The 22,344-nt window shown below is 65.4% G+C and carries 17 protein-coding genes; 8 read left to right on the forward strand and 9 right to left on the reverse strand.

The window, feature by feature from the left end; genetic code table 11:
* The first annotated feature begins 185 nt into the window (after positions 1–185).
* Entirely contained in the window at positions 186–2,021 is a 1,836-nt protein-coding gene (locus MMF98_RS10615) for an AMP-dependent synthetase/ligase (RefSeq protein ID WP_243306240.1), read from the forward strand.
* Between the two features lie 24 nt (positions 2,022–2,045).
* Here the strand turns inward: MMF98_RS10615 and MMF98_RS10620 are convergent, their stop codons facing one another.
* The 8 genes from MMF98_RS10620 to scpA form a co-directional block, all read right to left on the reverse strand.
* Entirely contained in the window at positions 2,046–2,432 is a 387-nt protein-coding gene (locus tag MMF98_RS10620; protein ID WP_243306241.1) for a DUF4345 family protein, read from the reverse strand.
* A 72-nt stretch (positions 2,433–2,504) separates the two neighbouring features.
* Positions 2,505–2,966, reverse strand: coding sequence for a VOC family protein (locus MMF98_RS10625; RefSeq protein WP_243306242.1), 462 nt, complete (start codon positions 2,964–2,966; stop codon positions 2,505–2,507).
* Positions 2,963–4,030, reverse strand: a complete 1,068-nt coding sequence (bioB, locus tag MMF98_RS10630) for a biotin synthase BioB (RefSeq protein ID WP_243306243.1) — start codon at positions 4,028–4,030, stop codon at positions 2,963–2,965. Before bioB ends, MMF98_RS10625 begins: the two co-directional genes overlap by 4 nt.
* Entirely contained in the window at positions 4,030–6,078 is a 2,049-nt protein-coding gene (locus tag MMF98_RS10635; RefSeq protein WP_243306244.1) for an acetyl-CoA carboxylase biotin carboxylase subunit, read from the reverse strand. Before MMF98_RS10635 ends, bioB begins: the two co-directional genes overlap by 1 nt.
* Positions 6,079–6,120: 42 nt before the next feature.
* Complete coding sequence (locus tag MMF98_RS10640) at positions 6,121–6,741, reverse strand: glutathione S-transferase family protein (RefSeq protein ID WP_243306245.1); 621 nt, start codon at positions 6,739–6,741, stop codon at positions 6,121–6,123.
* A 37-nt stretch (positions 6,742–6,778) separates the two neighbouring features.
* Complete coding sequence (locus tag MMF98_RS10645; protein WP_243306246.1) at positions 6,779–8,311, reverse strand: acyl-CoA carboxylase subunit beta; 1,533 nt, start codon at positions 8,309–8,311, stop codon at positions 6,779–6,781.
* A 39-nt stretch (positions 8,312–8,350) separates the two neighbouring features.
* The gene (gene meaB, locus MMF98_RS10650) at positions 8,351–9,364 is read right to left on the reverse strand and encodes a methylmalonyl Co-A mutase-associated GTPase MeaB (RefSeq protein ID WP_341481295.1); all 1,014 of its coding nucleotides are present in this window, start codon (positions 9,362–9,364) and stop codon (positions 8,351–8,353) included.
* Positions 9,361–11,499, reverse strand: a complete 2,139-nt coding sequence (gene scpA / locus MMF98_RS10655) for a methylmalonyl-CoA mutase (protein ID WP_243306247.1) — start codon at positions 11,497–11,499, stop codon at positions 9,361–9,363. The genes meaB and scpA overlap by 4 nt, the downstream gene beginning before the upstream one ends.
* Positions 11,500–11,617: 118 nt before the next feature.
* On the opposite strand from scpA, the gene MMF98_RS10660 reads away from it, so the two are divergent.
* Both MMF98_RS10660 and MMF98_RS10665 read left to right on the forward strand, forming a co-directional pair.
* On the forward strand, positions 11,618–13,078 hold the full coding sequence (locus MMF98_RS10660; RefSeq protein WP_243306248.1) for a short-chain fatty acyl-CoA regulator family protein: 1,461 nt from the start codon (positions 11,618–11,620) through the stop codon (positions 13,076–13,078).
* Positions 13,079–13,091: 13 nt separating this feature from the next.
* The gene (locus tag MMF98_RS10665) at positions 13,092–13,994 is read left to right on the forward strand and encodes a LysR family transcriptional regulator (RefSeq protein ID WP_243306249.1); all 903 of its coding nucleotides are present in this window, start codon (positions 13,092–13,094) and stop codon (positions 13,992–13,994) included.
* Between the two features lie 92 nt (positions 13,995–14,086).
* Here MMF98_RS10665 and MMF98_RS10670 read toward each other — a convergent pair whose 3' ends face one another.
* A complete protein-coding gene (locus MMF98_RS10670) occupies positions 14,087–14,446 on the reverse strand; it encodes a hypothetical protein (protein WP_243306250.1) in 360 nt (119 codons plus the stop codon).
* A 518-nt stretch (positions 14,447–14,964) separates the two neighbouring features.
* On the opposite strand from MMF98_RS10670, the gene MMF98_RS10675 reads away from it, so the two are divergent.
* The 5 genes from MMF98_RS10675 (at position 14,965) to MMF98_RS10695 (ending at position 22,336) form a co-directional block, all read left to right on the forward strand.
* Entirely contained in the window at positions 14,965–17,376 is a 2,412-nt protein-coding gene (locus MMF98_RS10675; RefSeq protein ID WP_243306251.1) for a tetratricopeptide repeat protein, read from the forward strand.
* A 298-nt stretch (positions 17,377–17,674) separates the two neighbouring features.
* Positions 17,675–18,895 (forward strand): CaiB/BaiF CoA transferase family protein, encoded by a 1,221-nt coding sequence (locus tag MMF98_RS10680; RefSeq protein ID WP_243306252.1) that lies wholly within the window; start codon positions 17,675–17,677, stop codon positions 18,893–18,895.
* A 39-nt stretch (positions 18,896–18,934) separates the two neighbouring features.
* Positions 18,935–19,909: a Bug family tripartite tricarboxylate transporter substrate binding protein gene (locus tag MMF98_RS10685; RefSeq protein ID WP_243306253.1), complete on the forward strand. Its 975-nt coding sequence runs from the start codon at positions 18,935–18,937 to the stop codon at positions 19,907–19,909.
* 19 nt (positions 19,910–19,928) lie between these two features.
* Positions 19,929–20,858 (forward strand): hydroxymethylglutaryl-CoA lyase, encoded by a 930-nt coding sequence (locus MMF98_RS10690; RefSeq protein ID WP_243306254.1) that lies wholly within the window; start codon positions 19,929–19,931, stop codon positions 20,856–20,858.
* A gap of 71 nt (positions 20,859–20,929) precedes the next feature.
* The gene (locus MMF98_RS10695) at positions 20,930–22,336 is read left to right on the forward strand and encodes an NAD(P)-binding protein (protein WP_243306255.1); all 1,407 of its coding nucleotides are present in this window, start codon (positions 20,930–20,932) and stop codon (positions 22,334–22,336) included.
* The last annotated feature ends 8 nt before the right edge of the window (positions 22,337–22,344 follow it).

Here is a 22,344-nt window from a genome sequence, read left to right on the forward strand (position 1 = left end):
CTCCTGGGCTTGTTCACACCGTGAGCGGCAGTGCACGCAGACCCTGCCGCAAGATCAGTCTACGCCCGTGCCGCGCCAGGCACCCCCGGGTGAACCCCGAGACCCGCCGGGCCAGCCGATATCATCCTGGTGCCGACCCGGGCCGCGTGCCCGCCCGCCTGCCCAAGACCCTCGCTGTTGTTGACATGACCTCCTCCCTGACCGATCTGCGCGATGTGCAGACATTGCCCCAATTGCTGGCTTTGCGCGCCGGCCAAAGCCCGGACGCCGAGGCCTACCGCCAGTTCGATGCCGCCAGCGGCCGCTGGGCCAGCCTGAGCTGGGCCCAGGCCCGCGAGCGCATTGCGCACTGGAGCCGCGCCATCGCGGCCAGCCAACTGCCCGCGCAGGCCCACATCGCGGTGCTGCTGCCCAATGGCCTGGACGCCATGAGCATCGACCAGGCGGCCCTGGCCACCGGCTGCGTGCCGGTGCCGTTGCACGCCATCGACAATCCCGGCAGCATCGCCTACATCCTGGCCGATGCCGAGGTCTCGCTGCTGATGGTGTCGCAGGCCGCCCAGTGGGAGCAGATCCGCGCCGTCGGCACCGCCTTCCCGCACCTGCAGGCCGTGGTGGTGACCGATGCCGCCGTGGCGCCACCAGCCGCCATGGACAGCAGCGTGCCCGTGCTGCACCTGGCCGACTGGCTCGCGCGCGGCACCGGCGAGGTGGCGCTGCCGCCCGAGCCGGCGGCCGGCGACCTGGCCGCCATCGTCTACACCAGCGGCACCACCGGCCGCCCCAAGGGCGTGATGCTCACGCATGGCAACGTGGTGGCCGACGTCAAGGCCATCCTGGGCCGCATCACGCCGGTGCAGGAGGACGTGTTCCTGTCGTTCCTGCCGCTGTCGCACACCTTCGAGCGCACGGGCGGCTACTACCTGCCCATGGCCGCGGGCAGCTGCGTGGCCTACGCGCGCTCGGTGCCGCAATTGCCCGAGGACCTGAAGACCGTGCGCCCCACGGTGCTGGTCTCCGTGCCGCGCATCTACGAGCGCGTGCACGCCAGGCTGATCGAGACGCTCTCGCCCTCGCCGTTCAAGATGAAGCTGTTCGAGGCCGCGCAGGACGTGGGCTGGCGCCGCTTCTGCGCCGCACAGGGCCTGCCCGTGCCGGCCAGCGACCCCGCCGGCGGCTGGCTGCGCGCCCTGCCCTGGGCGCTGCTGCGGCGGCTGGTGGCCGCGCCGCTGCTGGCGCAGTTCGGCGGCCGCGTGCGCGTGGCCGTGAGCGGCGGCGCCCCGCTGTCGCCCGCCATCGCGCGCTGCTTCCTGGGCCTGGGCTTGCCGCTGGTGCAGGGCTACGGCATGACGGAAACCACGCCCGTGGTGTCGGTCAACAGCCTCGATGACAACGACCCCGGCACCGTGGGCCGCGCCCTGCCCGGCGTGGAAGTGCGCATCGGCGAGAACCGCGAACTGCAGGTGCACGGCCCCATCGTCATGCGCGGCTACTGGAAGCGCGACGAAGACACTGCGCGCGTGCTGGCACCCGACGGCTGGCTCGGCACCGGCGACCAGGCCGAACTGGTGGACGGCGGCCGCATCCGGATCCTGGGCCGCATCAAGGAAATCATCGTCACCTCCACCGGCGAGAAAGTGCCGCCCGGCGACCTGGAACTGGCCATCGCTGCCGACCCGCTGTTCGAGCAGGTTTTCGTGGTTGGTGAGCAGCGCGCCTTCATCGCCTGCGTGGCCGTGGTCCAGGCCGACGAATGGAAGCGCCTGGCCGGCGAACTCGGCCTCGACCCGCAGGACCCTGCCAGCCTGAGCGCCCCCGCGGTCCACAAGGCGGCGCTGGCCCGCATCGAGCGCCAGACCGCCAGCTTCCCGCGCTATGCCGTGCCGCGCGCCGTGTACTTGACGCGGGAGCCCTGGACCATTGAAAACACCTTCATGACGCCCACGCTCAAGCTCAAGCGGAACAACCTCGTGGCGTACTACGCAGAGGCCATCGAGGGGATGTACCGGAAGTCGAAGTGATGGGGAAAAGCCGCGGGGCTCGGCTCAGGAGCCCGCATAGTGGGCTCCCGCCATGATGAACGGGATGAGCAGCTCCGGAATGAGGTAGCCGAGCCAGACGGCCGCCGGTTCGGGCAGCCCCACTTTGCTGATCGACACCAGGCGCCCCACGCCCGCCAGCAGCACGCCCAGCGCGAGCAGGTACACGAGCACTCCCTGCTGCCTGACCGTGAAGGCCGCCCAGAGGCAGATGACGCCTGTGGAGAGGTAGACACCCGCCATGAAGCGGTGGACATTGTCCAGGCGCGGCGAGGTGTCCGGCTGGCCCAGGAACATCTGCAACGAACCGCCGAAGATTGCGATGGCGGCAACCAGGAACAGACAGACCTGGACGATGATCTGGCTGACGGAGAGTGGCGGTAGATCGGACATGATCGGGCCATTGTGCGCGCAAGACCCGTTTCCGCCAAACACAGGTTGGCCGCGCAGGGCGCGGCGGCTCGCCTACCCCAGCGCGGCGATCACCTCTACCGGCGCCTGCACCAGCTCGATCAGCACGCCCTCGCCCGCAATCGGAAACTCGTCGTTGCTCCTGGGGTGCAGAAAGCAGATGTCGAATCCCGCCGCGCCCTTGCGGATGCCGCCGGGTGCAAAGCGCACGCCCTGCGCGGTGAGCCATTCCACGGCCCGGGGCAGGTCGTCGATCCACAGGCCCACATGGTTGAGCGGCGTGGCGTGCACTGCGGGCTTCTTGTCGGGATCGAGCGGCTGCATCAGGTCGACCTCCACCTTGAATGGCCCGCTGCCGATGGCGCAGATGTCCTCGTCCACGTTCTCGCGCTCGCTCTTGAACGTGCCCGTCACCTGCAGGCCCAGCATCTCGACCCAGAGCTTCTGCAACCGGCCTTTGTCGGTGCCACCGATGGCGATCTGCTGGATGCCCAGCACCTTGAATGGACGGCTCATGCCTGTGCTCCTTGCGCCGCTGCCTGGCGCGTCTTCAGTCCGAGCTTGGCCAGCAGTTGCCGGTCGGCCTCGACATCGGGGTTGCCGGTGACCAGCAGTTTGTCGCCATAGAAGATCGAGTTGGCACCGGCCAGAAAGCACAGCGCCTGCACTGCCTCGCCGAGCTGCTGGCGCCCGGCCGACAGGCGCACGCGGGCGCGCGGCATGGTGATGCGCGCCACCGCGATCATGCGGACGAAATCCAGCGGGTCGATGGGTTCGCTGTCGGCCAGCGGCGTGCCGGGCACGCGCACCAGGCTGTTGATCGGCACCGACTCGGGATAGGGGTCCAGATTGGCCAGTTGCGCGATCAGCCCCGCACGGTGCACGGGCGCTTCGCCCATGCCCACGATGCCGCCGCAGCACACGCTGATGCCGGCGGCGCGCACGTTCTGCAGGGTGTCGAGCCGGTCCTGGTAGCTGCGGGTATCGACGATGTCGCCGTAGTACTCGGGCGCGGTGTCGAGGTTGTGGTTGTAGTAGTCCAGGCCCGCGGTCTTGAGCGCCTGGGCCTGGTGCGGCTCCAGCATGCCCAGCGTGGCGCAGGTCTGCAGGCCCAGGCCCTTGACGGCCTCCACCAGTTCGGCCACCTTCTCCACATCGCGGTCCTTGGGCGCGCGCCAGGCGGCCCCCATGCAAAAGCGCGTGGCGCCCGCGTCCCTGGCGGCCCGGGCCGCGCGAACGACCTCGTCCACCTCCATGAGTTTCTGCGCCTTGACGCCGGTGTCGAACTCCACCGACTGCGGGCAATAGCCGCAGTTCTCGGGGCAGCCACCAGTCTTGACCGACAGCAGGGTCGCGAGCTCGATATCGCCCTCGGGCCAGTGCGCGCGGTGCACGGCCTGGGCCCGGTTCAGCAGGTCCAGCAGCGGCAGCTCCAGCAAGGCCTGCACCGCTGCCACACTCCAGCGCAGCGGCGCCTTCGCCTTCGCCTTCGCCTTCGCCTTCGCCTTCGCCTTCGCCTTCGCCTGCGGCGCGGGCCGGCGCAGGCGAACGGGCTGCGCCGTCGGCAGGTCCTGTGCCATCACGCGAACTCCACGATCGGCTGATCCACCGCCAGCGACTCGCCCTTGGCCGCCAGCACCTTGCCGACCACGCCATCGGCCACGGCAAACAGCACGTTCTCCATCTTCATGGCCTCGATCACGGCCACGCGCTCGCCGGCCTGCACCTTCTGGCCGGGCTGCACCGCCACCTCGACCAGCAGGCCAGGCATGGGCGAAAGCACGAAGCGGCTCATGTCGGGCGGCGCCTTGTAGGGCATCAGCGCATGCAGCTCGGCCGCGCGCGGCGACAGCACCAGCGTGTCGAGCTGGGTGCCGTTGTGGGCGATGCGGGTGGCCAGCGGATTGCCGCGGATGCCGCGCTCGATCTGCGCGGTGAAAGGCTGGCCGTTCACCGTGCCGCGGATGCGCGCTCCGCCCAGATGCCAGGCGCTACAGATTTCATAGCGCTTGGCACCCACCTGGACAGCACTTGAGCCCGATTGGGCCTGAAAATCCGTGACCAGCACATGGTGCGGCGTGCGCTGCGCGCCCGCGCCCAGCGCCACGGCCACGAACGCTTCGCCCACGGTGATGCCGTGCCCCGGCAACTGGCCGCTGATGCCGGCCGCGCGGTCGAGCGTGCGGCGATGCACGTAGGCCGCCAGCGCCACCAGGAAATCCGGGTCCTGGTGCGGCACGTCTTCGGCGTGAAAGCCCTTGGCATAGTGCTCGGCGATGAAGCCAGTGTTGAAATCGCCCGCCACGAACTTCGGGTGCGCCAGCAGCGCGGCCTGGAACGGGATGTTGCTGCTGATGCCGCGGATCACGAAGCCGTTGAGCGCCTCGCGCATCTTGGCGATGGCCTCGGCACGGTCCTTGCCGTGCACGATGAGCTTGGCGATCATCGAGTCGTAGTACATCGGGATTTCGCCGCCGTCCTGCACGCCGGTGTCCACCCGCACGCCATGCAGGTGCTGCGTGTCGGACGCGAACATGGTTTCCCGAGGTGGCTGGAACTTCACAAGGCGGCCCGTGCTCGGCAGGAAGTTGCGGAACGGATCCTCGGCGTTGATGCGGCACTCGATCGCCCAGCCCTCGCGCTTCACATCGGCTTGCGCCAACGGCAGTTGCTCGCCGGCCGCCACGCGGATCATCAGTTCCACCAGGTCCAGGCCCGTGATGCACTCGGTGACCGGGTGCTCCACCTGCAGCCGCGTGTTCATCTCCAGGAAGTAGAAGCTCTGGTCCTTGCCGACCACGAACTCCACCGTGCCGGCGCTCTGGTACTTCACGGCCTTGGCCAGTTGCACGGCCTGCTCGCCCATCGCCTGGCGCGTGGCGTCGCTGATGAAGGGGGACGGCGCTTCCTCGATCACCTTCTGGTGGCGGCGCTGGATCGAGCACTCGCGCTCGTTCAAGTAGATGACGTTGCCGTGCGAATCGCCCAGCACCTGGATCTCGATGTGGCGCGGCTCCTCGACGAATTTCTCGATGAACACCCGGTCGTCGCCGAAGCTGTTGCGCGCCTCGTTGCGGCAGGAGGTAAAGCCTTCGAACGCTTCCTTGTCGTTGAAGGCCACGCGCAGGCCCTTGCCGCCGCCGCCGGCGCTGGCCTTGATCATCACCGGGTAGCCGATGCCCTTGGCGATCTCGACGGCCTGCTCGGCGGTGCCGATCGCGTCGTTGTAGCCGGGAATGGTATTGACCTTGGCCGCGCCGGCGAGCTTCTTGGATTCGATCTTGTCGCCCATGGCCGCGATCGAATAGTGCTTGGGGCCGATGAAGACGATGCCCTCTTCCTCCAGCCGCTTGGCAAAACCCGCGTTCTCGCTCAGGAAGCCATAGCCGGGGTGCACGGCCTGGGCGCCGGTCTGCTTGGCGGCGGCGATGATCTTGTCGGCCTGCAGGTAGCTTTCGCGGCTGGGCGCGGCGCCGATGTGCACGGCCTCATCGGCCAGCTCCACGTGGCGGGCATCGCGGTCGGCATCCGAATACACCGCCACCGTCTGGATGCCCATCTTGCGGGCCGTCTTGATGACGCGGCAGGCGATTTCGCCGCGGTTGGCAATCAGGATTTTGGTGAACAACTTCTGCTCCGTTGTCGTTGTAATCTGTAAGGAGGGCGTGGCTTACTGCAGCCCCAGTTCGCTGCGCATGGCCAGGTTGCGCGCTTCGGCGCGCTGATAGGCCGGGCGTACTTTCAGCCGATCCACGTAGTCCTTGAACAGCGGCACGGGATCGATCTGCTTGAAGTCCATCATGAACCGCAGCGTGCCGCCCAGCACCACGTCGGCCATCGAGAACGCCTCGCCCAGTACGAACGGCTTGCCGGCAATGGCGCTTTCGGCGGCAGCGATCATCGAAGCGAAGCTGCCCCACCCCGCAGCGACCTCCTTGACCGCCCATCCGGAATGCTTGGCCATCACGGCAGGCTCGATCACGCTCGGAGCGAAGAACGACCAGCGCAGGTAGGCGCCGCGCCTGGGGTCGTCGAGCGCCGGTGCCAGCCGGCCAGGCGCGTAGCGGTCGGCAAGGTAGAGCGCGATGGCGGAAGCTTCGGTCACGACCACGTCGCCGTCGACCAGGGTAGGCAGCTTGCCCATCGGGTTCTTCGCCACCAGCTCGGAGCCCTTCTGCTCGCCCTTCATGATGTCGATCACCCGCAGGTCGTAGGCGACCTCCGCTTCTTCCAGGGCCCAGAGCGTACCCGCCGCTCGGGAATAGGGATGGTAGTAAAGGCTGAGGGACATGGATGCCTCCTTTGGCTGTGGGGTGGTTCCTGGCAGATCAGAGAGGGATGTTGCCGTGCTTGCGCCACGGGTTCTCAAGCTTCTTGTCCCGCAGCATCACCAGCGAGCGGCAGATGCGCTTGCGCGTTTCGTGCGGCAGGATCACGTCGTCGATGAAGCCGCGCGCCCCGGCCACGAAGGGGTTGGCGAAGCGGGCCTTGTATTCGGCCTCCTTCGCGGCCAGCTTGGCCGGGTCGCCCTTGTCCTCACGGAAGATGATCTCCACCGCGCCCTTGGCGCCCATCACGGCGATCTCGGCGTTGGGCCAGGCGAAGTTGACGTCGCCTCTGAGGTGCTTGGAACTCATCACGTCGTAGGCGCCGCCGTAGGCCTTGCGCGTGATGACGGTGATCTTGGGCACGGTGCACTCGGCGTAGGCATAGAGCAGCTTGGCGCCGTGCTTGATGATGCCGCCGTACTCCTGCGAGGTACCGGGCATGAAGCCGGGCACGTCGACGAAGGTGACGACCGGGATGTTGAAGGCATCGCAGAAGCGCACGAAGCGCGCGGCCTTGATCGAACTCTTGATGTCCAGGCAGCCCGCCAGCACCAGCGGCTGGTTGGCCACGATGCCCACGGTCTGCCCCTCCATGCGGCCGAAGCCGATGAGGATGTTCTTGGCGTACTCGGGCTGCAGCTCGAAGAAGTCGCCGTCGTCCACCGTCTTGGCGATCAGTTCCTTCATGTCGTAGGGCTTGTTCGGGTTGTCGGGCACCAGGGTGTCCAGCGACAGGTCCATGCGGTCGGCCGGGTCGTTGCTGGGGCGCACCGGCGGCTTCTCGCGGTTGTTCAGCGGCAGGTAGTTGTAGAGGCGGCGCAGCATCAGCAGCGCCTCCACGTCGTTCTCGAACGCGAGGTCGGCCACGCCGCTGCGCGTGGTGTGGGTAATGCCGCCGCCCAGTTCCTCGGCCGTGACCTCCTCGTGCGTGACGGTCTTCACCACCTCGGGGCCGGTCACGAACATGTAGGAGCTGTCTTTCACCATGAAGATGAAGTCGGTCATGGCCGGCGAGTACACCGCGCCGCCCGCGCAGGGGCCCATGATCATGCTGATCTGCGGCACCACGCCCGAGGCCATCACGTTGCGCTGGAACACGTCGGCGTAGCCGCCCAGCGACGCCACGCCCTCCTGGATGCGTGCACCGCCCGAGTCGTTCAGGCCAATGACCGGCGCACCCACCTTCATGGCCTGGTCCATCACCTTGCAGATCTTCTCGGCATGGGCTTCGCTCAAGGCGCCGCCGAAGACCGTGAAGTCCTGGCTGAACACAAACACCAGGCGGCCGTTGATCATGCCGTAGCCGGTGACCACGCCGTCGCCGGGGATCTTGTGATCGGCCATGCCGAAGTCCACCGAGCGGTGCTCGACGAACATGTCCCACTCTTCGAACGTGCCTTCATCGAGCAGCAGCTCCAGCCGCTCGCGCGCGGTGAGCTTGCCCTTGACGTGCTGGGCGTCGATGCGCTTCTGGCCGCCGCCCAGGCGTGCTGCGGCGCGCTTTTTTTCCAGTTGATCGAGGATGTCGTGCATGGTGATTCTGTCTTTCCTTGCTCTGATTTTTATAGCTGCCTATGTCCGCTGCGCCTGGACTTCGAGCAGATTTCTCGCCGCGGTCGAGGCCGCCATGCGGCCCTGCGAGACTTCAGCCGTCAACAGCGGCAACAACTCGCGCACCCGCGGATCCTGGCGGAAGGCCTGCTTGAGGCCGGCGTCGATGCGCTCCCACATCCAGGCCAGCGCCTGATGCTGGCGGCGCGCGTCCAGCCGGCCGTTGCCGGTTTGCAATTGCCTGAACTGCGTCACGGCCAACCAGAAGGCATCGACCCCGACGCCGTGCAGCGCGCTGAGCTGGATCACTTGCGGGTGCCAGATTGTTTCGTCGTGGTGGGCGTGGCTCGGGTGCCCGTGCAGCCCGAACAGCCGCAGCGCGCTCGTGATCTGGGCCTGCGCACGCGTGGCGGCGTCGGCATCCAGATCGGCCTTGTTGATGACCACCAGGTCGGCCAGCTCCATCACGCCCTTCTTGATGGCCTGCAGGTCGTCGCCCGCATTCGGCAGTTGCATCAGCACGAACATGTCGGTCATGCCGGCCACGGCGGTCTCGCTCTGGCCCACGCCCACGGTCTCGACGATCACCACGTCGTAGCCCGCCGCTTCGCAGACCAGCATGGCCTCGCGCGTCTTCTCGGCCACGCCGCCGAGCGTGCCGCTGGACGGACTCGGCCGGATGTAGGCGCGCTCATTCACCGAGAGCTTTTCCATGCGGGTCTTGTCGCCCAGAATGGAGCCGCCCGAAACGGTGGACGAAGGATCGATGGTCAGCACCGCAACGCGGTGGCCCTGGCCGATCAGGTGCAGGCCCAGCGCCTCGATGAAGGTGGACTTGCCGACGCCCGGCACACCCGAGATGCCGAGCCTGAACGAGCGGCCGGCATGCGGCAGCAGCGCCGTGAGCAGCGCGTCGGCCTGCGCGCGATGGTCGGCGCGGGTGGATTCGAGCAGGGTGATGGCCTTGGCCATGGCGCGCCGCTGCGCAGCGGCGTCGCCGTGCAGAACCGCCTCGACCCACACATGCGGACTCACGTCAATGCAGCCCTGATCTGCTCCAGCACATCCTTCGCGCTGGCCGGAATCGGCGTGCCGGGGCCGTAGATGCCCTTCACACCGGCTTCGTAGAGCAGGTCGTAGTCCTGGCGCGGGATCACGCCGCCGACGAAGACGATGATGTCGTCGGCGCCCTGCTGCTTCAGCGCCTCGATGATGGCCGGCACCAGGGTCTTGTGGCCGGCCGCGAGCGTGCTCACGCCGACCGCGTGCACGTCGTTTTCGATGGCCTGGCGCGCGCATTCCTCGGGGGTCTGGAACAGCGGGCCCATGTCCACATCAAAGCCCAGGTCGGCGAAAGCCGTGGCCACGACCTTGGCGCCGCGGTCATGGCCGTCCTGGCCGAGCTTGGAGATCATCACGCGCGGGCGCCGGCCTTGTTCCTCGGCAAAGGCGTTGATCTCGTCTTTCAGTTTTTCCCAGCCTTCGGCCGAGTCGTAGGCGGCTGCATACACTCCGGTCACCTTTTGCGTATCGGCGCGGTGGCGCCCGTAAACCTTTTCCAGCGCATCGCTGACTTCGCCGACCGTCGCGCGCAGGCGGATCGCCCGGATGCTCAGGTCCAGCAGGTTGCCCTGGCCATTCTCGGCCGCCGCCGTCAACGCGTCCAGCGCGGCCTGCACCGCGGCGCCGTCGCGCCGGGCCTTGATGGCCTGCAGGCGCGCGATCTGGCCGTCGCGCACCGCCATGTTGTCGATGTCGCGGGCTTCGATCAGGTCTTCGCTCTTGAGCTTGTACTTGTTGACGCCGACGATCACGTCCTTGCCCGAGTCGATGCGCGCCTGCTTCTCGGCCGCCGCCGCCTCGATCTTGAGCTTGGCCCAGCCGCTGTCCACGGCGCGGGTCATGCCGCCCATGGCCTCGACTTCCTCGATGATCTTCCAGGCCGCATCGGCCATGTCCTGCGTGAGCTTCTCCATCATGTAGCTGCCGGCCCAGGGGTCGATCACGTTCGTGATGTGGGTCTCTTCCTGGATGATGAGCTGGGTGTTGCGCGCGATGCGGGCGGAGAACTCGGTGGGCAGCGCGATGGCCTCGTCGAAGCTGTTGGTGTGCAGGCTCTGCGTGCCGCCGAACACCGCCGCCATGGCCTCGATGGTGGTGCGCACCACGTTGTTGTAGGGGTCCTGCTCGGTCAGGCTCCAACCGCTGGTCTGGCAGTGCGTGCGCAGCATCAGGCTCTTGGGGTTCTTGGCGCCCGTGCCTTTCATGATGCGGCACCACAGCAGGCGCGCGGCGCGCATCTTGGCCACTTCGAGGTAGAAGTTCATGCCGATGGCCCAGAAAAAGGAGAGGCGTCCGGCGAAATCGTCCACGTCCAGGCCCTTGGCGATGGCGGTCTTCACGTACTCCTTGCCATCGGCCAGCGTGAAGGCCAGCTCCAGCGCCTGGTTCGCGCCGGCCTCCTGCATGTGGTAGCCCGAGATGCTGATCGAGTTGAACTTCGGCATGTTCTTGGCCGTGTACTCGATGATGTCGCCGATGATGCGCATGCTCGGCTTGGGCGGATAGATGTAGGTGTTGCGGACCATGAACTCCTTGAGGATGTCGTTCTGGATGGTCCCGGACAGCTTGTCCTGCGCCACGCCCTGCTCCTCCGCCGCCACCACGTAGCCCGCCAGCACTGGCAGCACGGCGCCGTTCATGGTCATGGACACGCTCACCTTGTCCAGCGGGATCTGGTCGAACAGGATCTTCATGTCCTCCACGCTGTCGATCGCCACGCCGGCCTTGCCCACGTCGCCGGTCACGCGCGGGTGGTCGCTGTCATAGCCGCGGTGCGTGGCCAGGTCGAAGGCCACGCTCACGCCCTGCCCGCCGGCGGCCAGCGCCTTGCGGTAGAAGGCGTTGGATTCCTCGGCCGTGGAAAAGCCCGCGTACTGGCGGATGGTCCAGGGCCGCACCGCGTACATCGTGGCCTGCGGACCGCGCAGGTACGGCTCGAAACCCGGAAGCGTGTCGGTGTGGGGCAGCCCCTGCAGGTCCTGCGCGGTGTAGAGTGGCTTGACGGTGATACCGTCCGGCGTCACCCAATTCAACGCCTCGACGTTGCCGCCGGGAGCCGACTTGGCGGCGGCCTTGTTCCAAGATTCCAGGTCCGGGGCTTTGCTCATGTTTTCTCAACCGCATCTGTCATAACCTTGCAATCTTCGCAAAAATCAAGGCTGTCGACAACGGATAAACTCCGAATCCACGGGCAATTTCCCGTGTAAATTTGCAAGGTTTGCGAAGATGACCAAAGCCTACATGGGCGTCCGTCTCAAAACGCTGCGGGAACGGCAGGGCCTGACCCAGGCCGCCCTGGCCGCCTCGCTCAAGATTTCGCCCAGCTATCTCAACCAGATCGAGAACGACCAGCGCCCCTTGACGGTGCCCGTGCTGCTGCGGCTGCAGGCGGCGCATGGCATCGATCTGCAACTGTTCTCGGACGACGAGAACGCCCGGCGGCTGAGCGAGCTGCAGCCAGTGTTCGCGGATGGCTCGCAGGCCCAGGCGGTGCCGCTCGCGGAGGCCAAGGTCGTGGCCTCCCAGCTGCCCTCAGTCACCCGGGTGCTGCTGAACCTGCACAGGCGTTCGCGTGCCGTCGAGGAACAGTTGTCCTCGATCGCCGCCGTCGCAGACGGCGACCGGCTTGCAGGCGACCCGGCCGGCCGCCTGCAGCCCTATGAGGAAGTGCGCGAATTCTTCTATGCCCGCCACCACCACATGGCCGTGCTGGACGAGCTGGCGGAACAGCTCCACGACACGCTGATGGCCGGGCTGCCGGCCGGCACGGTGAGCGCCGCCGAGCTGCGCTCCCGCCTGCTGGAGCGGCTGCTCAAGCGCCACGGCGTCCAGGTGCGCATCGAGGGGCGCCAGGACACCGCCAGCCGCCGCTCGGACCCGGCGCTGCGCAGCTACGACGCGGCCACCAGCACCCTGTCCCTGGCGACGGACATGGACCCCGGGCAGCAGGCCTTCCAGCTGGGCGTGCAGCTCGCCTTTCTCGAGATGGGCGAGCGCATCGACGCCTTCACGACAGCCGAATCGTTCACCACCTCGCAGGCCCGCAGCCTGGCGCGGCTCGGCTTTGCCAACCATTTCGCCGGCGCGCTGGTGCTGCCGAACCGGCTGTTCCAGGACACGGCGGAGGCCTTGCGCTACGACATCGAGCTGCTGAGCGACCGCTTCGGCGTCAGCTTCGAGACCATCGGGCACCGCCTGTCGACCATGCACCATGCGCCGGGACGCGGCATCCCCTTCTTCTTCGTGCGGGTGGACCGCGCGGGCAACGTCTCCAAGCGGCAGTCCACGGGCGACTTCCACTTCTCGCGCCACGGCGGCACCTGCCCGCTGTGGAACGTCTACGAAGCCTTCTCGCAACCCGGCGCCATCCTCACGCAGCTGTCGCGCATGCCGGACGGCCGCACCTACCTGTGGATCGCGCGCACGGTGGAGCACCGGCGCGGCGGCTACGGCACGCCCAAGCGCATGTTCGCGGTGGCCCTGGGCTGCGACGCGCGCTACGCCGACCGGCTTGTCTACGCCAAGGGCGTCAACCTGATCGACCCCGGCGCCGCCACCCTGATCGGCGCCGGCTGCAAGGTCTGCGACCGCGCCGACTGCGCGCAGCGCGCCTTCCCCCCTCTGGGCCGCACCCTGCAGATCGACGAAAACCAGCGCGGCTTCGCGCCCTACGCCTCCGGCATGTGAAAGGCAGACCGCCATGCGCGACCTCGATCCCGTCTCCATCCGCCTCTTCCTCGCCACGCTGGAGGAAGGCAGCATCGCCCGCGCCGCCGCGCGCGAGAGCATCGTGCCCTCGGCCGTTAGCAAACGCATCTCCGAACTGGAGGCCGAGCTGCGCGTGCCGTTGCTGGACCGCAGCGTCAAGGGCGTGCAGGCCACCCCCGCCGGCGAGGCGCTGGCCCACCACGCCCGCGCGCTGCTGCAGGGCATGGATCGGATGCAGCGCGAGATGGCGGGCTATGTGGACGGCGTGCGCGGCCTCATCAAGGTGCTGGCCAGTGTGACCTCGCTGTCGGGCGAGCTGCCGGCGGACATCATGCGCTTTCGCGCCGGGCGCCCGCAGATCGAGATCGACGTGGAGGAGCGCACCACGCCGGCCATCTACCGCAGCGTGCGCGAAGGCCTGGCCGACGTGGGCGTGGCGTCCGAGTTTGCCAGCCACGAGGGCCTGCAGGTCTTCCCCTACCGGCGCTATGCGCTGGCCGCGGTGCTGCCCGCGGGGCATGCACTGGCGAACGCACCGCAGGTTGCCTACGCGCAGTTGCTGGGCGACGACCTGATCGAGCTCAACCGCGACAGCGGCATCAGCCACGTGTTCGATGAGGCCGCACGCGAGGCGCGCACCTCGCGCACGGTTCGGGCGCGCGTCAGCTCGTTCGAAACCATCTGCGCGCTGGTCGCGGGCGGCATGGGCGTGGGCGTGGCACCGCTGTACCTGAAAGAAGCCAAGGAAAAGACGCTGGACCTGCGCTTCGTGCCGCTGGCCGACGCCTGGGCCCAGCCGCGCAGCTTCGTGGCGGTGCGCGACCTCGACACGCTGCCGGTGGCGGCGCGGGCCTTCGTGGCGCATTTGCGGGAGAGCGCAACTTCCCTGGATTGAAAATCCGCGTGTCGGTGGTTCGATTCCGCCCCAGCCACCAGAATTGGAAGCCCTTGATCAGAAGTGGTCAGGGGCTTTTTTCTTGTTGGTCGTCACGCGGAAACATTGTCGCCAGGCAACGGGAGCGCGGTGGACGTCGAATGAGAAAACGCGTTATCGAAATGATTTAAGTACGTCTCCGACAAATGCCCATGGTAATAACCATACACCGGCGTGCTGATGTTTTGGTCGGCTGGACGCTTGATGTAGAAGGTAAGCTGCCCCGTCTCTATCGCAGGCTGAAAGAATGCTTTTTCCTTCCAGTCGTCGGAACTGTGCGTGTAGTAAACCTGACCGTTAGAAACGACTCGCTTCCAAGTCGTAATTTTTCCTTTCAGCTCGGTCTGGCCTATACGTGCGTCGAATGCGGCCAAGAGGTCCTTGGGCTTTTCAGTCTTGAAGTGCAATGCCATTTGAAAATTCCTTGCGAAATAAGAAATCCCGGAGCAATCGCCCCGGGAGATCGAGTTACCTGACGATGATCACGTCAGCACCGACATAGCTGTCGGGCGCCACAACTTGGGCCCGCGTCAGGACGGGGCCGACCGCCAGTGCTGACATACGCGCTCCACCCGGCCACGGCGGCGGCGGGTATAGGCGCAGACATGCACGGTCTTGCGTTTCACGAAGAACATTTCTGTACTCCTTTTACCAACACGTTGCGGGGTTTTTGTTGCAGCACACAAATTTCGTATAAAATAGCAGCCTGAATTAAAATTTAATGCACCATGGTCGGTTGACCCCGATTCACCGTTTAGGCCCTCGACGTGTTACAGCACTGCGAGGGCTTTTCTGTTTCCGCGCCTCTTGAAATTTCCGAAAACGATAAAATTGTAGCACAACAAAAATTTCCAAAACGTTTTTGTTGTGCAAATTATTGTTTTAAAACAACAGAGCAGTGGCGCACGTTCAACGTGGTTAAATTCATGCTATGACTGATTCAATTGGCTTGACTGTTTACAACCCTAGTTCACTCAGTGACGCTGACTTTCTGCGGGGATTTGTTGCTCGTCAAGGTATAGCGCGCGAATTGACTGACCATCTGCTTAAGGCGGCTTCGGGTGAGAACGTTGTCCATCTCTTAATACTTGGCCAGCGGGGCATGGGCAAGACAAGCATGTTGAGGCGCCTCGCTTTGGCAGTGAAGGGCGACCCTAAGCTATCAATGACGCTCATTCCCTTGTTATTTCGGGAGGAGCAGTACAACGTCCACAGCTTTAAGGTCTTCTGGACGAACTGTTTGGATGCGTTAGGTGATTGGTACGACTCCATTGGAGAGCACAACAAGGCCGAGCGCTTGGACCGAGAAATTCGCTCCCTGGTCGACAAAAGTGATGCTCAAGCATTGTTCGACAAGTGGATCGCGAGCGAAGGTCGGCGCCCGCTACTGCTTCTCGACAACATCGACTTACTTTTTGCTGGTCTGAAAAGAGAGCATGATTACCTGAAACCGTTCAGGCCCACATCGGAAGGAATGGTCATCGTTGGAGGCTCCGCAACAACTGTAGATGCGATATGCGACCCGAATGGGGAGCTGAGCAAGGCGTTCCGCGTCATACAACTCGACAAACTAAGCAAAGAGGAATTGATAGCATGTCTGCGCAGCATAGCGATCGCGAGAGGCGAAGAGGGAGAAAAGGTGCTTGCTGTGCTCTCTACAGCCAGTGGGCGAATCAAGACACTGCACGATTTAACTGGTGGTAATCCACGCACCTTGACGATGTTGTACATGCTGCTGGAGACGGACGTTCAAGGGGACGTGTTCCAAGATCTAGAACGACTGCTAGACCAAGCGACGGTCTTATACAAAGCACGTGTCGAAGACTTGCCTTCGCAAGGGCGTGTCGTTTTAGACGCGGTGGCATTGGCTTGGGATCCCGTCCTCGCGGCCACCGTGGCATCTACAACACTTCTAGATGTCGGTACGGTGTCTTCGCAATTGGACAGGCTGCAAAAGGAGGGCATCCTAGAGAAGGTGCCGGTGTCTAAGACATCGAAGACAGCGTTTCAAGTCTCAGAACGTTTCTTCAACATCTGGTATTTGATGCGTCATGGTGCTAGACGGCAGCGCATGAAACTTCGATGGCTCACAGTATTTCTTCGCAGCTTCTACTCCAACGCCCAGCTTATCGAGCGTGCAAAGGACTTGGTCAATTCCGAAGGCGATCTCGCTGTAAATCTCGGCGTCGAGACTGGACACCTCCTGTTAGCACTTGGGGATGCAATCGATGACGAGGTCTGGCGTTCCGTGTTGAATAGTCAAGCGAGAGATGAGTTTCAGCGCTACGCAGAGTCACTGGGACTGTCTTTAGATGACATTGTTGATCCCGGTGACGTACCATTGCCTGCAAATGCGTCAGAGTGGATTCTCCATGGTAATTTGCTTCGTCAGCATCTCAAGCGACCGACAGATGCTGAGGCCGCATTCACTAACGCAATTGCCCTGGAACCAAAGAATTGGGCAGCTTGGTTCAATCTTGGCACTACTCGTCTTGGGAACTTAGCCAACGCGAGTGGTGCGGTGGAAGCTTTAAGAGTAGCGCTATCTCTTAATAAGAAGCATCTTCCGACGCAATACATGCTTGGTGATGCTCTCTATAACGCGGGCGATTTCGAGGAGGCGAAGGCGGCGTATAGAGCGTGCCTCAAACTGGATCCCAAGTTCTATCTCGCTGCTATTTCATTGGGTGACATCGCGAGTGAAGAAGGTGATGTACGAGATGCAGCCACTCAATATGAACTAGTCAGCAGACTGGCGCCAAAGAGAGACCGCGAGGCGCTTCATGCAAGTGGATTCTTTGTCGCATATATTCTCGAAGAGTTTGAGCGAGCCGAGAAAATTTACAGCCGTCTGCTAGATATTGACCCAACTGACTGGGTAGCCGAAACCAATATCGAGGTAATCAAGGCCCTACTGAATACAAACGATTCCCCGGTATCAATTGCCGAGTCATTACTGAAGCGCCATATGGCTGGTGGTCGCGCACTCATACTTGCCCTTGAGGCGCTTGGTCAATCCGATAGAGCCTCAGCGCTTTCTCAGGTCGCTAAGATCTTTGCCGCTGAAGACGAATCGGTCTTTGAAAATTACAGGGGCTTTGTTCTAATTTTGTTTAGGAAGGCAAAGCGAGACGGTTGGGCTGACCTATTGCTTCGGATACTTGATGAAACGGGCGCAGCTGAAAAGTATTGGCCGCTGATTGCTGGCTTTGATGCCTATGCCTTTGGATCAGAACGGCTGCTTGATGTCAATCCAGAAGTTCGATCTTCCGCTCAGAAGATACTTAGCTTGTTGCTTGCCCCTGAGGCACATAGCAGCGCCCACACAAGGCTCGCAGGTTGAGTCGCAAAGCGCGGCATGATGCCGGCTTCAATAAGGATAGGGCGCCCTAAATCGCTCCACCGCAGACCCATTGAACCGCCCCGCATTTTGCGGAAACTCCTTCGATTGTGAATGAAGCCATGATGAGGAAGTCCCCGAAGTATTCCCCTAGGGCACCCAGATCCAACAAGATGCTGCTGGTGTGAGGCGGATTTCGACGGCATTGAACCATCGGGTTTTCCCGAGCCTCTTCAAACGAGAAAGCCACGGTTCCGAACCACCACTTTTGCGATTCGCAGGCAGCGTGGATGATCGGCGGATGATCGTTCATTCCCCGACAGAAACCCCGACTTTCCTGGCCGACAACGACCTGCCGCTGCGAGGCATCAAGGTGCTGGAACTCTCGCACATGATCATGGGGCCGGCCGGCGGCCTGGTGCTGGCGGACCTGGGCGCCGAGGTCATCAAGGTCGAGCCGCTGGACGGCGACCGCACGCGGCGGCTCAAGGGCTCCGGCATCGGTTACTTCCCCGTGTTCAGCCGCAACAAGCAAAGCCTGGCGGTCGACCTCAAATCATCCGAGGGCCAGGCCCTGGTGCGCCAGCTGGCGCTGGGCTGCGACATGCTGGTGGAAAACTTCCGCGACGACAGCCTGACACAGTACGGGCTGGACTACGCCTCGCTGTCCGCCGAGAACCCCGGCCTCATCTACGTCTCGCTCAAAGGCTTCCTGTCGGGGCCGTACAAGCAGCGCACCGCCCTGGACGAGGTGGTGCAGATGATGGGCGGGATGGCCTACATCAACGGCAGCACCGGCGCGCCGCAGCGCGTGGCGCCCTCGGTCAACGACATCCTGGGCGGCACCTTCGGCGTGGTGGGCGCGCTGGCCGCGCTCAACGACCGCCAGCGCACCGGGCGCGGCCGCCACGTGCGCGCGGGCCTGTTCGAGAACAACCTGCTACTGGTATCCCAGTTTATCGCGCAGTACCAGCTGACTGGCACGCCGCCCATTCCCATGGGCGACAAGCGCACGCCGCCCTGGGGCGTCTACGACATCTTCGACACGCAGGACGGCCGCGTGTTCGTTGCCGTGGTAAGCGACGCCAACTGGCAGACCTTCTGCAAGGACTTTCTGCCCGCCGGCTGGTCGCAAGACGAACGCCTGCGCACGGCCATCCAGCGCGAGGCCGCGCGGCCCTGGCTGGTGCCCGCCGTCGCGGAAATCCTCAAGCACTGGAAGACAGCCGACCTGTCCGCGGCGCTGGAAGCCTCCGGCCTCTCGTTCGGCCCCATCCGCCAGCCGCACGACCTGCTGGACGATCCGCACCTGAAGCAAGGCGGCGCACTCATCGAGGCGACCATGCCTTGCGGCACGCAGGTCGCCACGGCTGCCCTGCCCATCGAATTCGACGGCCAGAAGGTCGGCAAGCGGCTTGACCCCCAGCCCATCGGCGCGCAGACGCACGGCATCCTGCGCGGCCTGGGCCTGGACGACGCGCGCATCGCGAAGCTGGTAGACCAGGGCGTGGTGGCGGTCTAGCACCGCACGAGAAAAAATCAGACAACGACGGAGACACACATGAAACGACGCAACTTCAACCTGATGGCCCTGGCCGGCGCCGCCGGCAGCTTGGCCTCCCTGCCCGCCTGGGCACAAACCTGGCCGGCCAAGCCGATCCGCATGATCATCCCGTCCACGCCCGGCGGCGGCACGGACTTCACCGGCCGGCAGATCAGCACCAAGCTGTCGGAGATGAATGGCTGGCAGGTCGTGCCCGACAACCGCCCCGGCGCCGGTACCGCGCTGGGCCTGGCCGAGGCGGCCCGCGCCAAGCCCGACGGCTACGACCTCGTGATCGCGCAGTCGGACAACGTCTCGCTGATCCCGCTGCTGATGAAGGTGGCTTACGACCCGATCAGGGACCTGACGCCGATCGCGCTGGCCGCCGTCACGCCGCTGATCATCCTCGTCAAGGACGACTCGCCCTTCAAGACGCTGGCCGATCTGATCAAAGCGGCCAAGGCCGAGCCGGGCAGGCTGTCGTATGGCACCTCGGGCACCGGCGGCGGCGTGCACATCGCCATGGAGCTGCTGCAGCTCACCGCCGGCTGCAAGATGCAGCATGTGCCGTACAAGGGATCGACGCCGGCGCTGGCCGACCTGATGGGCGGCCACCTGAGCTTCGCGGGCTCGTCGATTTCGTCGGCCGCGACGCTGATCCATTCGGGCAAGGTCCGCGCCCTGGCCGTGACCTCGGCCAAGCGCAACGCGAGCCTGCCCGACGTGCCCACCGTCGCCGAGTTCGGCTACAAGGATTTCAACGCCATCAGCTTCTACGGCGTGATGGGCCCGGCCGGCCTGCCGGCGCCGGTGGTCCAGCGCCTGAACGCCGACGTCAACAAGATCCTGGTCCGCCCCGACGTGAAAACCGCCTTCCAGGCGCAGGGCTTCGACGCCGCCCCGGTCTCGCCGGAAGAGTTCGCCGCCCTCATCAAGGCCGACATCCAGAAGTCGCGCGAGATCATCGCCACCGCCGGCATCAAGATCGAGTGACCCCACAACGGAGCCCTTCATGACACGAACCGTCACCCTCTGCGAAGTCGGGCCGCGCGACGGCCTGCAAATGGCCAGGGGCCGCATGGCCACCGGCACCAAGCTGCGCTGGATCGGCCAGCTCGCGGCGGCGGGCCTGAAGGAGATCGAGGTCGGCAGCTTCGTCTCGCCGCGCGCGATCCCGCAGATGGCCGACACCGGCGAGGTAGTGCGCGGCGCGCTGGCCATCAAGGGCCTGACGGTCTGCGCGCTGGCCTGCAACCTCAAAGGCGCGATCGCCGCGCACGAGGCCGGCGCGCACGTGCTGGCCATCCCGATCTCGGTGAGCGACACGCACAGCCACGCCAACGTCAACAAAGGCACGGACGCGCAGGTGGAGATGGTGCGCAGCATCGTCGACTGGGTGCGCGCGCAGCCGCGTCCGATGCGCATCGACGCCGCCACGGCCACCGCCTTCGGCTGCTCGATGGAGGGCGACGTGCCGCTGGACCGCGTGGTCCAGGTGGCCGCGGCGCTGGCCGCCACCGGCGTGGACCGCATCGCCCTGGCCGATACCGTCGGCTACGCCCACCCCGCCCTGGTGCGTGACACCGTGCGCGCGGTGCAGGATGCCATTGGCGACCGGCTCCACAAGCTGCACCTGCACGACACCCTCGGGCTGGGGCTGGCCAACGCGCTGGCCGGGCTGGAGCAAGGCATCCGCGAGTTCGACAGCTGCCTGGCCGGCCTGGGCGGCTGCCCGTTCGCGCCGGGCGCCTCCGGCAACATCGTGACAGAAGACCTGGCGTTCATGCTGGAGAGCATGGGGCACCGCACCGGCATCGACCTGCCGGCCCTGCTGGCCGCACGCGCGCTGCTGCGCGAGTCGCTGCCCGACGAGCCGATGCGCAGCGGCGTGGCCGCCGCCGGCATCCCGCGCACCTTCCACCCCGCAGCGCTGGCGGCCTGAAGCGCGCCTCGGCGACACCCCTGGCGGCTAACCAACTTGCCGGGACGGCGGCAAGCGGCTAAGGTCGCGCCATGCAACACGCGGAAACCGACTACCTCATCATCGGGAGCGGCACCGCCGGTCTCGCCTTTGCCGACACGCTGATCGCCGAAAGCGGCGCGCACGTCACCATCGTCGACCGGCACGGCAGGCCGGGCGGCCACTGGAACGATGCCTATCCTTTCGTCACGCTGCACCAGCCGTCGGCCTTCTACGGCGTCAATTCCATGGAGCTGGGCAGCGGGCGCATCGACACGCTCGGCCTGAACCAGGGCATGGCCGAGCTGGCTTCCGGCCCCGAGATCAGCGGCTACTTCGACCAGGTGATGCGGCACCGCCTGCTGCCCAGCGGACGCGTGCGCTACCACCCGCTGTGCGACTATTTGGGCGAAGGCCGGTTCGAGTCGCTGCTGTCGGGCGAGCACACGCAGGTCCGGGTGCGCGGCAAGGTTGTGGATGCGCGCTACTACAGTCCGAGCGTGCCATCCACGCACAAGCCCCGCTTCGCGGTGGGCGAAGGCGCGCGGATGATCCCGCCCAATGCCCTCCCGGGGCTCGCCAGCACTTGCGGCGCCGGCGAGGTGCCCAGGCGCTTCGTCGTGCTGGGCGCAGGCAAGACAGCAATGGATACCTGCATCTGGCTGGTCCAGTCGGGCGCTTCGCCCGACGCCATCACCTGGGTCGTGCCACGCGATTCCTGGCTGATCAACCGGGCGACGACGCAGAACGGACCCGCGTTCTTCCATGAGGCGATCGGCAACCAGGCCGACCAGATGGAAGCCTTCGCGCAGGCCTCTTCGGTCGACGACCTGTTCCTGCGGCTGGAAGCCTGCGGCGCCCTGCTGCGCATCGACCCGGCGCGCATGCCCACCATGTTCCACCTGGCGACGGTGTCCCCCGCCGAGGTGGAGGTGCTCCGCGGCATCCGCAACGTGGTCCGGCTGGGCCGGGTACAGGCCCTGGCGGCCGACCATATGCTGCTCGACGGCGGCCGCGTCGACGTGCAGCCCGCAACCCTGTATGTCGACTGCACCGCGTCGGCGGTGGATTTCCGGCCTACGCAGCCCATCTTCCAAGAAGGAAAAATCGTCCTGCAGATGCTGCGCCTGCCGCAGCCCGCCTTCAGTGCGGCGCTCACCGCCTACGTGGAGGCCCACTACGAGGACGACGCGCAGAAGAACAGACTGTGCGGCAGCGTCCCCTTCCCCGCCACGCCGGCCGACTACCCGCGCTCGATGGCGGCCAGCATGCGCAACCAGTTCCTCTGGGGCCAGGAGGAAGGCCTGCGCCGCTGGGTCCGCGAGAGCCGGCTGGATGGTTTCGGCAAGCTGATGGCGAGCGCGGCGCGCGACGATGCGGCCAAGCAGGCCGTCATCGCACGCCTGCGCGAACAGGCACAGGCGGCGATGGCCAATCTGCCCAGGCTGCTGCGGGCCTGAAGGATCCC

This window comes from Variovorax terrae (assembly GCF_022809125.1).
In the GTDB taxonomy this organism is placed as follows: Bacteria; Pseudomonadota; Gammaproteobacteria; order Burkholderiales; family Burkholderiaceae_C; genus Variovorax_A; species Variovorax_A terrae.